At 61.1% G+C, this 12,682-nt stretch carries 17 protein-coding genes, 1 tRNA gene and 2 pseudogenes; 4 read left to right on the top strand and 16 right to left on the bottom strand.

What is annotated here, in order from left to right; translation table 11 throughout:
• The first annotated feature begins 57 nt into the window (after window positions 1-57).
• A complete protein-coding gene (locus A1351_RS11300) occupies window positions 58-384 on the top strand; it encodes a GNAT family N-acetyltransferase (RefSeq protein WP_064033003.1) in 327 nt (108 codons plus the stop codon).
• Window positions 385-392: 8 nt separating this feature from the next.
• Here the strand turns inward: A1351_RS11300 and A1351_RS11295 are convergent, their stop codons facing one another.
• Window positions 393-2,243, bottom strand: a complete 1,851-nt coding sequence (locus A1351_RS11295; protein WP_064033002.1) for an ABC-F family ATP-binding cassette domain-containing protein — start codon at window positions 2,241-2,243, stop codon at window positions 393-395.
• A 156-nt stretch (window positions 2,244-2,399) separates the two neighbouring features.
• On the opposite strand from A1351_RS11295, the gene A1351_RS11290 reads away from it, so the two are divergent.
• Both A1351_RS11290 and A1351_RS23930 read left to right on the top strand, forming a co-directional pair.
• Window positions 2,400-2,475, top strand: a tRNA-Glu gene (locus A1351_RS11290).
• A gap of 441 nt (window positions 2,476-2,916) precedes the next feature.
• Window positions 2,917-3,837 (top strand): hypothetical protein, encoded by a 921-nt coding sequence (locus tag A1351_RS23930; protein ID WP_083967279.1) that lies wholly within the window; start codon window positions 2,917-2,919, stop codon window positions 3,835-3,837.
• An 82-nt stretch (window positions 3,838-3,919) separates the two neighbouring features.
• Here the strand turns inward: A1351_RS23930 and A1351_RS25830 are convergent, their stop codons facing one another.
• The 7 genes and pseudogenes from A1351_RS25830 to A1351_RS24705 all read right to left on the bottom strand — a co-directional run bounded on the left by A1351_RS25830 (window position 3,920) and on the right by A1351_RS24705 (window position 5,695).
• Complete coding sequence (locus A1351_RS25830) at window positions 3,920-4,246, bottom strand: hypothetical protein (RefSeq protein WP_245291636.1); 327 nt, start codon at window positions 4,244-4,246, stop codon at window positions 3,920-3,922.
• Window positions 4,247-4,390: 144 nt separating this feature from the next.
• Window positions 4,391-4,516, bottom strand: a pseudogene (locus A1351_RS26195) (hypothetical protein); the annotation flags it as partial.
• Window positions 4,513-4,707, bottom strand: a complete 195-nt coding sequence (locus A1351_RS25340; RefSeq protein WP_064033000.1) for a hypothetical protein — start codon at window positions 4,705-4,707, stop codon at window positions 4,513-4,515. The gene A1351_RS25340 and the pseudogene A1351_RS26195, both read right to left, overlap by 4 nt.
• Window positions 4,704-4,937: a hypothetical protein gene (locus A1351_RS11275; RefSeq protein WP_064032999.1), complete on the bottom strand. Its 234-nt coding sequence runs from the start codon at window positions 4,935-4,937 to the stop codon at window positions 4,704-4,706. Before A1351_RS11275 ends, A1351_RS25340 begins: the two co-directional genes overlap by 4 nt.
• Window positions 4,934-5,236: a hypothetical protein gene (locus A1351_RS11270; RefSeq protein WP_064032998.1), complete on the bottom strand. Its 303-nt coding sequence runs from the start codon at window positions 5,234-5,236 to the stop codon at window positions 4,934-4,936. Before A1351_RS11270 ends, A1351_RS11275 begins: the two co-directional genes overlap by 4 nt.
• Window positions 5,233-5,544, bottom strand: coding sequence for a hypothetical protein (locus A1351_RS11265; protein ID WP_064032997.1), 312 nt, complete (start codon window positions 5,542-5,544; stop codon window positions 5,233-5,235). The genes A1351_RS11270 and A1351_RS11265 overlap by 4 nt, the downstream gene beginning before the upstream one ends.
• Window positions 5,537-5,695 carry a hypothetical protein gene (locus A1351_RS24705; RefSeq protein WP_157096263.1) on the bottom strand — a complete coding sequence of 53 codons (159 nt, stop codon included), beginning with the start codon at window positions 5,693-5,695 and terminating at the stop codon, window positions 5,537-5,539. The genes A1351_RS11265 and A1351_RS24705 overlap by 8 nt, the downstream gene beginning before the upstream one ends.
• A gap of 81 nt (window positions 5,696-5,776) precedes the next feature.
• On the opposite strand from A1351_RS24705, the pseudogene A1351_RS23925 reads away from it, so the two are divergent.
• A pseudogene (locus tag A1351_RS23925) lies at window positions 5,777-6,025 on the top strand (transcriptional regulator); the annotation flags it as partial.
• A gap of 416 nt (window positions 6,026-6,441) precedes the next feature.
• Here A1351_RS23925 and A1351_RS11255 read toward each other — a convergent pair.
• From A1351_RS11255 to A1351_RS11225, 8 genes are all read right to left on the bottom strand, one after another.
• The gene (locus A1351_RS11255; protein WP_064032995.1) at window positions 6,442-6,714 is read right to left on the bottom strand and encodes a hypothetical protein; all 273 of its coding nucleotides are present in this window, start codon (window positions 6,712-6,714) and stop codon (window positions 6,442-6,444) included.
• 14 nt (window positions 6,715-6,728) lie between these two features.
• Entirely contained in the window at window positions 6,729-7,589 is an 861-nt protein-coding gene (locus tag A1351_RS11250) for a hypothetical protein (RefSeq protein WP_064032994.1), read from the bottom strand.
• Between the two features lie 3 nt (window positions 7,590-7,592).
• Complete coding sequence (locus tag A1351_RS11245) at window positions 7,593-9,434, bottom strand: hypothetical protein (protein WP_064032993.1); 1,842 nt, start codon at window positions 9,432-9,434, stop codon at window positions 7,593-7,595.
• Window positions 9,435-9,455: 21 nt separating this feature from the next.
• On the bottom strand, window positions 9,456-9,641 hold the full coding sequence (locus tag A1351_RS25335; RefSeq protein WP_198162348.1) for a hypothetical protein: 186 nt from the start codon (window positions 9,639-9,641) through the stop codon (window positions 9,456-9,458).
• A 163-nt stretch (window positions 9,642-9,804) separates the two neighbouring features.
• Entirely contained in the window at window positions 9,805-10,476 is a 672-nt protein-coding gene (locus A1351_RS11240; protein ID WP_064032992.1) for a hypothetical protein, read from the bottom strand.
• A gap of 8 nt (window positions 10,477-10,484) precedes the next feature.
• A complete protein-coding gene (locus tag A1351_RS11235) occupies window positions 10,485-10,769 on the bottom strand; it encodes a hypothetical protein (RefSeq protein WP_064032991.1) in 285 nt (94 codons plus the stop codon).
• 2 nt (window positions 10,770-10,771) lie between these two features.
• Complete coding sequence (locus A1351_RS11230) at window positions 10,772-12,271, bottom strand: phage terminase family protein (RefSeq protein WP_245291635.1); 1,500 nt, start codon at window positions 12,269-12,271, stop codon at window positions 10,772-10,774.
• The gene (locus A1351_RS11225) at window positions 12,268-12,579 is read right to left on the bottom strand and encodes a hypothetical protein (RefSeq protein WP_157096262.1); all 312 of its coding nucleotides are present in this window, start codon (window positions 12,577-12,579) and stop codon (window positions 12,268-12,270) included. The genes A1351_RS11230 and A1351_RS11225 overlap by 4 nt, the downstream gene beginning before the upstream one ends.
• Window positions 12,580-12,682 lie beyond the last annotated feature (103 nt).

The following is a 12,682-nucleotide window of genomic DNA, read 5'->3' as shown; positions in this document are numbered from 1 at the left end:
TTGCTGCACTGCATTCACCACCTCGACATCGGCGGTGGGCAATCGAGGAGACGAGAAATGGGTTCGATCGCCCAGCTGAAGAGCGGCCCGCGCAAGGCGCATGGCGCCGTGCATGACAATGTCGAGCTCGATCGTTTCGAGCTCGATCTCGAAGACGGAACGGCCGTCGCCTATTACCGCATGGCGCCCGGCGCCATCGTCTTCACCCATACCGAGACTCCGCCGGCGCTGCGCGGCAAAGGCGCCGGCTCGGAGCTGATCCGCGGCGCGCTGCAATGGGCGCGGGCGCGTGGGCTGAAGGTCGTTCCCGAATGCTCCTTCGTGGCCGATTATATCGCGCGCCACCAGGAATTCGCCGATCTCGTGCTGCGCAAATCGGCCTAGAGCGCTTTCTACTCCTCTTCCGAGAGCGAGAGCCATTGATCTTCCGCCTCGGCGAGCGCCGAGGCGAGATCGGCGCGCTGCTGGGCGAGGCGGTTGGCCTCCTGCGGATTGCGGGAAAAGGCGCTCGGATCGGCGAGCGCGGCGTCGACGCGCGCCAATAGCTCGGCGAGCTTTTTCATGCGCTCTTCCGCCGCCGCCAGCTTGCGGCGCGCCTGGCCGGCGTCGCGCTTGCCTTTGACCGGGCGAGGTGCCTCGCGCGGCTCCTCCTCCTTGCGCTGCTCGCGGGCGTCGTCATTGGCGCGCGCCAGAACATAGCGCGCATATTCGTCGACATCGCCGTCGAAGGCCTTCACCGTGCCGCCTTCGACGAGCCACAGGCGATCGGCGCAGGCCTCCAGCAAATAGCGATCATGCGAGACGAGCACGATCGCGCCCTCATGGGCGTTGATCGCCTCGACCAGCGCGGCGCGGCTGTCGATGTCGAGATGATTGGTCGGCTCGTCGAGAATGAGCAGATGCGGCCCGTAGAAGGAGGCGACGCCGAGCAGCAGCCGCGCCTTCTCGCCGCCGGAGAGGCGCTCCACCTTCGTGTCCGCCCGTGCGCCGGAAAAGCCGGTCTGCGCGGCCCGCGTGCGAATGCGCGCCTCTGGCGCGCCGGGCATCAGCGCGGCGAAGACGGAGTAGGGCGAGTCCTTTTCGTTGAGATCGTCGACCTGATGCTGAGCGAAAAATCCCGCCTCCAGCTTGGCCGCGCGCACCATATTGCCGCTCTTGGGCTCGAGCCGCCCAGCCAGCAGCTTGGCGAAGGTCGATTTGCCATTTCCGTTGGAGCCCAGCAATCCGATGCGATCGTCATTGGAGAGGCTGAGCGACAGGCGCGACAGCACGGTGCGCTCGCCATAGCCGACGCTCACATTCTCGAAAGCGATAATCGGCGGCGACAGCGGCTTTTCCGGCGACGGCAGATAGATCGGCAGCACCTCGTCGTCGACGACCGCCGTGACCGGCCCCAGCTTCTCCAGCATTTTGAGACGCGACTGCGCCTGACGCGCTTTGGTCGCCTTGTAGCGGAAGCGATCGACGAAGGCCTGCAGCTCGCGGCGGCGATCCTCCTGCTTTTTGCCTGCCTTGGCGGCGAGCGCGCGCGCCTCCAGCCGCTGCGCCTCGAAGGAGCTGTAATTGCCCTTGTAGATCGTCAGCTTGCCGCGCTCGAGATGCAGAATATGCGTCGCCACCGCGTCCAGCAGATCGCGGTCATGGCTGATGACGACGACATTGGCCGGATAATGCGCAAGATAATCGACGAGCCAGAGCGTGCCTTCGAGATCGAGATAATTGGTCGGCTCGTCGAGCAGCAGCAGCTCCGGCTGCGAGAACAGCACGGCGGCGAGGGCGACGCGCATGCGCCAGCCGCCCGAAAACTCCGAGAGTGGGCGCCGCTGCCCCTCGGCGTCGAAGCCGAGGCCGGAGAGAATCGCCGCCGCCCGCGCCGGCGCCGCATGGGCGTCTATGTCGACGAGGCGCGTCTGGATTTCGGCGATCTCATGCGGGTCGGTCTCGGTCTCGGCGCGCTCCAGCAGATCGGCGCGCTCTATGTCAGCGGCGAGCACGAAATCGACCAGCGCCGTCGGCCCACCCGGGGCCTCCTGCTCGACGCGCCCTATCTTCAGCTTGGCGGGGAGGGAGATGGTTCCGGTCTCGCCGGCGATCTCGCCGCAGATGATTCGGAAGAGCGTCGTCTTGCCGGCGCCGTTGCGGCCGACGAAGCCCGCGCGCGTCCGCGGCGGCACGAAGACCGAGGCCTTGTCGAAGAGCAGCCTCTCGCCGAGCCTGTAAGTGAGATCGTCAATGGAGAGCATGGCCTCGCCTCTAGGACCTTTGCCGGCGATGTGCAACGTCGGCGCCGCCGAAGCCTTGCGCGCAGCTTGTGATGAGGCCTTCTTGACGCTTGTCAGCCCGAGCGCAGCCCTCTATATCTGCGCCCGCTTCGCGCCGCCCTCTGGACGGCGCAGCCCGCGCCCATCGTCTAGAGGCCTAGGACGTCGCCCTTTCACGGCGAAAACACGGGTTCGATTCCCGTTGGGCGCGCCAATGAAATCAATCGCTTATCGTCAAGGCGTCCGGCCAATATCCAATATTTGGCCAATAAAGCAGGGCGAAGCGCCGCGGATTTCAGGCGAGTTTGGCGCAGTTCGCTTGCCGCTCAACGTCACTTCCTGTCCAGTCAATTCGGCCGCACGTCCATTGGACGCACGCCACATGCCGCGCGGCGGAATCGGGGGAGCCGGCTACAGCCGGGAAGGTCCGAGTGGACTATGGGCGTTCTAGCCGTCCTGAGAGCTGCTTTACAGAGAAGTGCCGTAGGGGTAGCGTCAACGCAGAAAGGCCGCCACGGGCAAGGTGGCAGCCTTTCGTGAACCGATCGACCATTTCTGGGACGGCTCGTTGCACGCCGACTATTCTACAAATCGGCAGCCCGTGTCCAGGGATGTTGGTCACCGCCTCAACATTCTGAAAAAGCACGGAAATATCATGTCATCGAAGAGTTTGGTCACCGCCCCCGAACAGCTCAAGCTAAAGCTTGAAATCGTAGCAGAAAGGGAAGTGGACGGCGTCGGAATGGGCGTTCTCGGCGACGGGAACACCTTTCTGACCGTGAGCGGCTTGGCTCGCATGTGCGGAGTCGATAAGGCCTCCATCATTCGCATAACGGCAGCTTGGCAGGAATCGCCTCTGAAGCCTAGAGAACGAAAGATCAGAGAGCTCGTCAGCGCACAGGGCGCAGATGATAGTATTTGCTTTATAGCAACCATGAAGAATGGCGTAATTAATCACGCAATACCGTCATTCGTTTGTATGGCAGTGTTAGAATATTATGCATTTGAGGTAAAAGGAGAGTATGAACAAGCCGCAAAAAACTATAGACTGCTTGCACGCAAGGGGTTTAATGATTTTATTTACGCACAGGTTGGATATAACCCCACCGGAGAGGCGGGTGTTGCATGGCAGCAATTTCACGACAGAGTCTCTCTATCGTATCATACAGTTCCAGATGGGTATTTTAGTGTGTTTAAAGAGATATCTAATATTTTTGTTACACTTATTCGAAATGGCGCGCAGTTAGGAAACAAATTTATTCCAGATATCAGCGTTGGTCTTCATTGGGGGAAGTACTGGACGAAAGAAAATTTAGATATTATTTACGGAGACCGTCTCAAATACGAACATAATTACCCGCAATATTTTCCTCAGGCCGCATCAAACCCACAGCAGCCCTACTGCTATCCTGATGAAGCGCTTGGGGAGTTCCGAAAATGGGTTCGTGAGCACTACATCCCCAAGCATTTGCCGGGCTATATCGACCAGAAGGTGAGAGAAAAACAAATTCCCGCGCCTGCCGCTCGACGAGCGCTTGAAGCCTTCGCGCCGAAAGCAATTGCAAGGCGCAGGTAGTTTTCCAAAAAAACGCCCCGCCTGTTCATCCGAGGTCGGGGCGTTTCGCTGTTGCGTCGGTTCCGGGAAACCTTCGGCTTGCTCATAGATTAGGCGGGTCTGGTCTGTGATGCAAGAGCGGGCGCCGTAGCTCATAGACCCCGTCACCGCGCCGAGAGAACTCTATCGCCCCGACGTGCGGCCTCGGGCCGGCGACGAGAGCAACGGCTCGCCGGGCGAGATTGGCGAGAGCATAGCGCCGGGCGAGGTCACGCACGCCAGCGGCGAGGATCGGCCCGAGCGTCTGCGCCAGTGTCGGCGGGAGGCGTGGCGTCTCGACGACGATCGGCGTGGGGAGCTTGCGGGTCGGGATAGCGACCATTTCTTGCTGGCGGCCGGAAGAATCGTGCGTGGTGATATCACCACACATGAATTTCTCCTTTTGTTCGTCGAGCTTGGAATAGGAGCCCCCAGATTTGGGGGCTGCGCTCAATCCAAGTTTGGATCGAGCGATCCTGTAGCCGTTACCCCGCTTCGACTCGACGTCGACGCCCTTCCTGCGCAGCCGAGCAACGGCGCTCGAAAGCGCCGCCACCTTTCCCGAATCGCCATAGACGGCCTCGGCGAGGTCGGCTCGGGGAACGTAACGCCCCCGTGACCGGCGAAGGCGAGCGACGATCTTCGCCTCGATTGGCGTCATGACGATATCCTCGCGAGATAGAGACGCCAGCGGGCGAACTTCACGCGGGCGAGCAAGAGCGCCAGCTCCCGCAAGGTCGCCGGACGATCGGCCCGCTCCCCAACTCTGGGGGCCGGCAAATCGACGCGGCGGGCGAGCCATAGCAGCGCGCGGGCGGCAAGGAGGCGGGGAAGAGAGGGGCGCGTCGTCATTGGCTCGGCTCCGTGGGACGCCGCGAGGCCCTTACCAAACCATGGATACCCTTCGCGATTTCCTCCAAGTCGTCGCAAAAATGATCCATCAGCGCGCCGGTTCCCCGACTCAGGCAGTCGTCGCTGTCGACGATATGAGAGATCGCCGCATTGATTCCGAAGGCGCGAATAGATGCTTCCAGCAGCCTATTTGTAAGGCTTTCGAGTTCCGAAATCGTTTGCTCGCTCATGCCAGCGTCTCCTTTTCTAGGACCGCGACAGTCGCGGATCGCGCCTCGTCCTTTCGAACGACGATCGGCGCGGCGGCCTCATAGCATTCGTCCATTCGCTCGGAGAGGTCCGCGGCGAGTTGGACGACGCCGCGCATCTGCTCATGCTCTAAATACAGCGTGTGCTCGAAAGCCGACTCCATGAGCGCCGCGAAGCCCCGCAAACGCATCCGCATTTTGATAAGGTGATCGAATGCCAGTTCTTCGGCGGACGGCGCTTCGTCCGCCTCTTCGACGGTCGTGGTCTGTTGCTTGGTCACTGCCGCTCATCCTTCTCAAAGACGACGGAATCGGCCTTGTGCGCCGCTTCGGCTTCGGCGCGGCGGCGATCATGCTCGAGGTTGAAGGCGTAAACGGTCGCGGTGGCGTGGTCGGCTACGTCGCTCGCCAATTCGAATAGCGCCATCTTATCGCGATCGTCGGTCCCGGAATCGAGCCCGTCGATTGCTATGAACAGCGCTCGCGCGAGGCGGGCGGTGCGGTTCGCGTGCTCCTCGAGGGATTGCAGGCAATGGGCGCGGGCGGGCCAGTGGAGCGCGTCAGCGTCGGCGGTCGTCAGTTCACGCATATTCGAACTCCTTCACAGTGTTGGCCGCGCCGCCTTGAAGGACGGGATGCGGATCGTCGTCGACGATGGCGGATTGCTGGCCCTCGCCGCGCTCGGCGGCTTCCAGGAGGGCTTTGACGAGCGGGTCGTCGAAAAGGTGGGAGATTTTCACGGCGTCGACTCCATTGATTTAAATTCGTTACAGTGATAGAAAATCATCACTATGATGGCTTGTCAATAGGAATGCATCACAGTGATGGAAAATGATCAAATCACGGGTCGGCAGATCGCCGCGGCGCTGGCGCTGGCGCGCCTTTCACAGGCTGAACTAGCCAAGGTCGCCAATGTTTCAGTCCCCACATTGGGGCGGATGATCGCGAGCGAAGGGCCGGCCTCGGGCATGGCGAACAACGTGATGGCAGTCCGCGCCGCGCTCGAGGCCGCTGGCGTGATCTTCGTCGACGAGAATGGCGAGGGGTCAGGCGTGAGGTTAAGGAAAAAACAAATGACGAAAGAGCCAATTTATGTAGACGCGTCACGATCTGCCGTTCTTGAGCATGGAGCTAAATCAATAAACTGCCTTACTTTGCAAGAAGCAAAACTAGAATATGATAAATTGCCCCTTGACCGGAAAGAGATTGCAAAAATAACATCGGGAGGAATTGTTTATTCTGCGTCAGAAATCGAGCGATTCCACTATGCAGAAAGAGAACAATAGCTGACGACTCAGACAATGACAAATTGTCGCTTGCTGAACCTTGCCGGTGGCCTCCGAAGTTGCGGAAGTGAAGCGGTCGGATCGAGTGGCAGAATTTGCCACTTGATCGCTCTTGCGGTCGCCGCCGTGCTTCGTCTCCGGGTGAAGCTCCTCGTAAATCTGCTTGCGCCGGAAGATGGCGCTCGCTTCCTGCGCCAGCGTCACTCGAGATGGATAACCCGAATAACCGCGATGTTCGACCACGGCAGGAACCACGTCACGACGTCGCTCGGCTGGCGCTTCATGTAAATGCCGCCGAGCTTCCTGATTTCCTCGATCGCGCCCTTATAGTCGCCGTCTCTGACTTCCATGTTCCAAGTCAGGCTCATCGGAACACCTTCGATTTCGAAAGGGTGGCCGACGACGGTAAGCGCAACGCCCTTCATCAAATCCTTGAACCTGTGATCGTCCAAGGCGACGATGTTCTCTGCCATGGCTTTGTTCTCCGTTATGGAATCTGAGCAAGCACCGGAGCGCCGGGAGAGGCGGGCGTCGCGCGAATCTCACTCAACCAAGGCCCGCCGGGCAATTGCGCCGAAAGATCGTGCGCCACATAGAACGTGTTCCATGTGCCGGTTGCAGGCGTCAAATCGCTCTTGACCTCGATCTGACAGCCGAATTTCAGTTGCGGATTAAACTGCGTTCGCACGATGATGGAATTCGTCGAGAACGCGGGATAGCCGATCATTCCTGTTTGCGGCGAAATGAGAACCGCCGCGCCCTTTCTCGCCTGTCCCGGATTCCAAATCGCGAGCGAATTATTCTCGATTATCCACATAATGCCGGCGGCGTCGCAGAGAACCCGGATTTGCTCGAGAGCGCTACCAGCGAGATACTGCGGGCCGATCTTGATATTGACGCCATTGTTCTCGAAACCAAGCCCCGCCTTCGTCGCGATTTGCTGCAATGTCTGCACGACGTCGGTATCCGTCTCATTGCTCGTCGGGTCGATAGGACTGACGCTTTCATAACCCGCGGCGACGGCGTTGAAGCGAAAGCACACTTCCGGCTGTGCATTCGCATCTACAAAGGCAATGCCGATCGTCCCCTTGAAGATCAAATTCATACGGCTGGCGTCGCCGCCTTCGAGTGTGACCTTGTTCTGATTGAAAACTCCCCACTGTGTTCCGACCGTCGACATTTGGTTCATGTCGCTCAGACGCAGGCCGAAAATCACGCAATCGAGCTGACCCTGACTCGGCGCGCCTGCATTCGAGACCTTCGCGACGATGCGCTTGCCGGCAATCGTCTTCGACGAGCCGTCGGAGAGGTTGAACGTAACCCGGAGCTGCTTCTCCGTGAACGCCATCGTTCAACGCGCCCCGTAGTTCGTCTGCATTCCGAAGAGCTGCGTCGACATGAAATCCCCAAGGGCGTCACGTATCGACGGCGCGTCGCCGCTCGGCGCATTGATATTGATGGCGCCGATCTGTGCCGAATTCGACGAGCTGTTGTTGACCGTCGACGAATTGCTGTTCGCGATACTGGCAGCGCCGGGCGCCCCCATGGTCTGAGCGAAAAACGGGAGAGAACCGCCGGGCGCCGCAGTCGGCGCGTATTGCGTCTGACGGTCTCTTCCAGCCGCTAGGGCCGCCGCCGCGCGGGCGCGTTGTCCAGGATGAAGCTTGAAGCCTTCCCACGCGCCGAGGCCCTGGTGGCGCGCAATCCATGACGCCATGCGGCGCTGATTTTCTTCCGAGAATAGCTCGTCGCCGCGAATGCCGAGCGCACGCATGGCCGCGCGTTGTGTCGAATTCACAATCTGAAACGCGCCCTTCGCAGAGGAATTTAACCCCTGTGCCGCGCGAACCTTGTCACCCCACGCGAGCGCTTCGTCCATCGTCATCTGCGTGAGAGGTTTCGGCGATTTCATATAGCCGAGCGACGTATTGTAAGGGTCGCCGTGCTTGCCGGTTCCTTCGGCCTTTATGATCGCGTCATAGAAATCATTCGAATCACGATAGGAAGCCCCACGGGCCGCGCGCGGGCCAATACCGGGCCTCGTCGTGCCGCGCGCATGGCCATCGCCGAATTGCTCTATGACGCGGCGCCGCATGTCTCCATATGTCCCGCCCTGCGATCCGTCATCGAAGAGCGGATGACCGAAAGCCTTTTTCCAAACCTCGTTCAAATCTCGCTTCGCGAAAAACACCAGTTCTTCAAGCGAGCGTTTGAGGCGATCGACGGCGCCCTGCAATTTATCCCAATTCTCGATAGCGAGCATTGCGGCCGTCGCCAGCAAAGCGAAAGGATTTGCAGCCCGAACCGCGAGCATACCGATCTTCAGCGCCGTCATCGCAACGCCAGCCGTTCCGATCGCGACGGCGAAATTCTTCGTGACGTCGATATTCTCTTCAACCCACTTCTTCGCCGTCGTGAGAATTTGAATCAATGACGGGCCGATCGCCTCGACGATGCGATAGCCGACAGCGACGACAGCCTCTCCGAGCTGCTTGAAGACGTCGAGGAGATCGCTCGCGATCTTGAGCTGCTTCTCCGATGGCGCGTGCTTCGCAGCGTCGGCGAGCGCTTTATTCAGTTCCGTCGAGCCGAGTAGCAGCGCATTGGCTGCGCCTTGCGAGCCGGCTATGAGCCCCGCGAGACGATTGGCGAGACCCGGATCGCTCTGCCGAATTCTCGCGAGGCCGTTCGCAATCGCATCGATCTGACCGGATAGCGGCTTGGTGACGTCGACGTTCGTCTTCCCCGCCGAGTTCAATATTCCGATGTTGCGAACAAGCTCTTCATCGATCCTGCCGAGCTTGAAATCCGCGGCAATGTTCGCGAACCGGCCGAACAATTGCTTTGCCTCTTCGGCGCTCCCGCCGAGCCGTTCAATGACCTTGCCGAAAGCATCGATCTTTTTGGACGAAACGTCGAAATTCTGCGCCGAGCGATTGAGGTCCGCCATATCGGCAACGAGCGCCTTCAAGCTCTTGCCGCCCGTGATCGCAGCGAACAGCCCGAGCAATGAGCGATGAAGGCTGACAATCTCGTCAGTCACGCCACGAATGGCGCCTTCCATTTGCTGCGCATCGCGCGATATCTCGGCCTTGGCCTTTTTGAAGCTCTCGGTCGTGGCCTTTTGACCCTTCACAAATCCCGATGCGTCGAGATTTAGTGACACTATGAGCGCGTCCACGACGGTCGCCATTGATGCGAATCCTTATGCAGATTATTGCGGTTGCGCTGCGTCTAGCGCAGCATATGCGGCTTCGAAAAACGCTGCGTCACAAAGTTGACGCTCTTCGACGAGAGCGCGGAAGCTGTCGACTGTCTGGCCTTTGGACATGCGCGAGAAGGCTTCATTCAATGCAGCGTCGACGGCGGCTCTGCGGCCTTCGATTTGTTCGAGCGTCATCCGAAAATCCTCCTCTCATGAATTGAAGATGCCGGCCCCTCGCCGAGGTATGAGAGCGAAAGGCCGGCAAGCCGGTGTTTTAACGCACCGCCGGCTGGCGCACCCCGCGGCCTGTCCAAGCACGGGATTAGAGCGCGCGCCTATTCCGTATGCGCGCACCCATTCACGAAATTCGCAGCTCCGCATCAGCGTCTCGCAAGAGCGTCTGAATCGCGTCTGAAAGCGACTGAACCGAAGCATGGTCTTTCCATCGCCCATTGCCCTCATGCGCGAGCCATGGAAGTGCAAGGAATGCTTGGATTGCTTCGCGTTCAGCGCCATCAGGAAGAATATTGCGGAGCTGAATGAGCGCCGCTCGCTTGCCGACGACGGCCGCCTGCGCATCCTCGGCCTCACGAAGGAGTGCATCTACATCGATGGACTGCCTCACGACTTCGGCCGCCGCCGCAGTGACACGACGCTCGGCGTATTCGACCGTGCGCGCCCTGTCGGGAATAAGCCCCTTGGCAGTGTCGCGAGCCTTGCGCCATGCGTCGAGTTCGGCCTCGGCCGTCTCGACCTTCGCACGCGCGTCGGCGGCAGGACGATCAAGCTCGAGGACGTTGATAGCGGCTCCCGAGGCCAAGGACGCGATAAACGCCTCGGGGCGCCCGAGATTGCCAGCCTCCGCGCGGGCAGCGTCCAGGCGCTCGGAAGCGCGCCAGGAATGGCGTTCCGCTGTGGTCGCGGCGGCGCGCGCATCGTCGAGGTTCTGGCGCGCCGTAACGGCGTCCTGAATGGCCTCGGCCAGCGCGACGCGGGCCGGATCGCGAGGGGGAGCGAGAACTTTCGCCATGTTCGACCTCAGCGAATGCCGATGCGGGCGCCGTTGGGAAAGCGCGCTGCAAAGCTTTCGGCCGAGTTTCGAACCGACGCGAGCGAGAGCGGGCGGCGATCCTGCGCCTGATTGGCGTATTCGCCCGCCGCCCTCAGGCCTTCGATCAACGTGGCGATTTCCTCGGGAGCGAGGTTGTCTTTCGCCCAGCCGACGATTTTACCAACCGCCTCGGAAGCGCCGGCGCCATTCGCGGAATCGAAGGCGAAGCCGCTCCTGCGGCGGATCGCGCGAAGATGAAGATCATGTGCCATTGTTATTGCCCTTGAGATTGCGAGCCAAAGAAGGCCCTTGGTTTGACGCGCGAATACGAATGCGCCGCCGCCGGTTGAGCAGAGCGCGTGAGGAGTTCATTGGATATAACGAGCGGCCCTTTATTGGCGGCGACGAGAACAAGAGCGCCAGCGGCGGAGTTGATGCGGTCGTCGTGCGATCCGGCGCCCGGAGGATGGTCGACACTATCGCGCCCGCCGCGCGCCGTGCGGCGTTCAAGATTGCAAAGCTGAGCGATAAGACGATCATCGTCGAGAAGATCGACGCGACGCGAGTTCAGAGCCGGCAACAGCGCGAGGTATATCTCGCTGCGCGTCTTCTCTGCGACTTCATACGTCACGCCATGCTTGCGGAACGCCTCGCGCGGCCATTCGCCGCCGTAGCGGTCGCCCACGACTTTCGAAACGCGATAGGTCTGACACAGCTCGGCGAATTCTTTGACGACAGAGTCCGGCGAGAATGGCGGCTTGCGCTCCCGGATCGCGTCGAGGACCGCAACCTCTTTCTCGCGATGCGCAATTGCAAGCGTCATGCTATCCGCCGAGCCGCCGGACGGGTCGACGAAGCCGAAGTAGCGGATGCTCGACAGTGGCGCCCGCTCGAGAATGCCCGCCGTCACACAGGCGTCGACAGCCTCGCGCGACACGAAGCTCTCGACGTCAGTTCGAAACTCGGCGCCATATTCGGCGCTCGCAACCGCCGCGTCGCGCTCATAGGCGCGGGCGACGACCTTTTCGGACAAGGTCGAATTCATCGTCCGGCTCGGGGCCTTGGCGACAATGACGAGCGGATCGCCCGCCGGGCCGTGATGGCGCTTATAGGTGTTGTAGACCTCGCCGCGCCGAGCATAGGGCGAGGATATTGCTATTAGCGGGCCGCCTGTCGTCGCGAGGCCGGGGCGGATCGCGTCCAGGATTTCACGATCGGGATTTGCCGAGTTCTCACTTCTCCAAAAGGCCACCTCGTCGCCGATCGCCGCCGCAAGCGTTCCGCCGCGCGCCGTCCTGAAGCTCGCCGGCCGAACCTCGATGTCGACGCGCGTCGAAAGGCTAATCGTGTCGGCGGTGATGTTCTCGACGAGTTCGGCCATCGCCGGAACCTCGGCGAAAATGCCGTTCAGATATTGCAGCGCCTTCGAAGCCTGCCATGTGGTCGCGCTCATGATCGGCAGCGACGCCCGCTCTCCCGGCGCCAGCACGTCGCCGTAATCGCAGAGCCCGGCGAGGTAGCTCGCGAGCACGGCTGTAGCGCGCGTTTTCCCGCCGCGACGCCCGATGATGGCCCAAAACTCGTCGACGCGCTCCCCAGGCTCCGCAGGCCGCCCCGTGAGCTGTTCGAAGGTGACGCGCTCGTCGTCATGCAGCGGCTCGCCCATGGCCGCAATGAGCAGCACGCGCCAGGCCGACCACGTCTCGCCGGACAGGACCGAGCCGAAAATGTTCGCGTCCTCGAGGGCGTGGCGCATGGTGACGAGGGGCTTCACTTGCCGGCGGCCTCGGCGTTCTTCGTGGCGATGAGCTTTTCGAGCAGGGTAGGGAGGCGCTTCGGCTTTTGGCGAAGGCGGAGGTCGCGCTCCCGGCGGGCAATGATGTTGCTCAGGCGGACAAGCTCGTCGCACTGCGATTGATCGCCGCCGAGAACCGCCGCCTGCGTCGCCTCCAATGTGAGTTTGAGGCTCGCCAGCTCGCGCACGCGGGAGGTATCGGCCTCGGCCCCGAACTCGACGAGCAACGCCTCGACGATATCCTTGAAGCGCCGAGCGGCCGACGAGCGCATGTCGGCGCCCGGCAAGCGACGGGGATCATTCGTCAGGACCGAACGGCGCTTCTTCAATCCCGTCTCGACGGCGCGAGTAGCTGCGGCGGATGCGCTCATGATCGAAGCCGAGTCCCTT

It is taken from the genome of Methylosinus sp. R-45379 (assembly GCF_001644125.1).
Classification (GTDB): domain Bacteria; phylum Pseudomonadota; class Alphaproteobacteria; order Rhizobiales; family Beijerinckiaceae; genus Methylosinus.
Note: the sequence above shows the minus strand (reverse complement) of the source record. Positions and strands in the feature narration are given on the sequence as shown.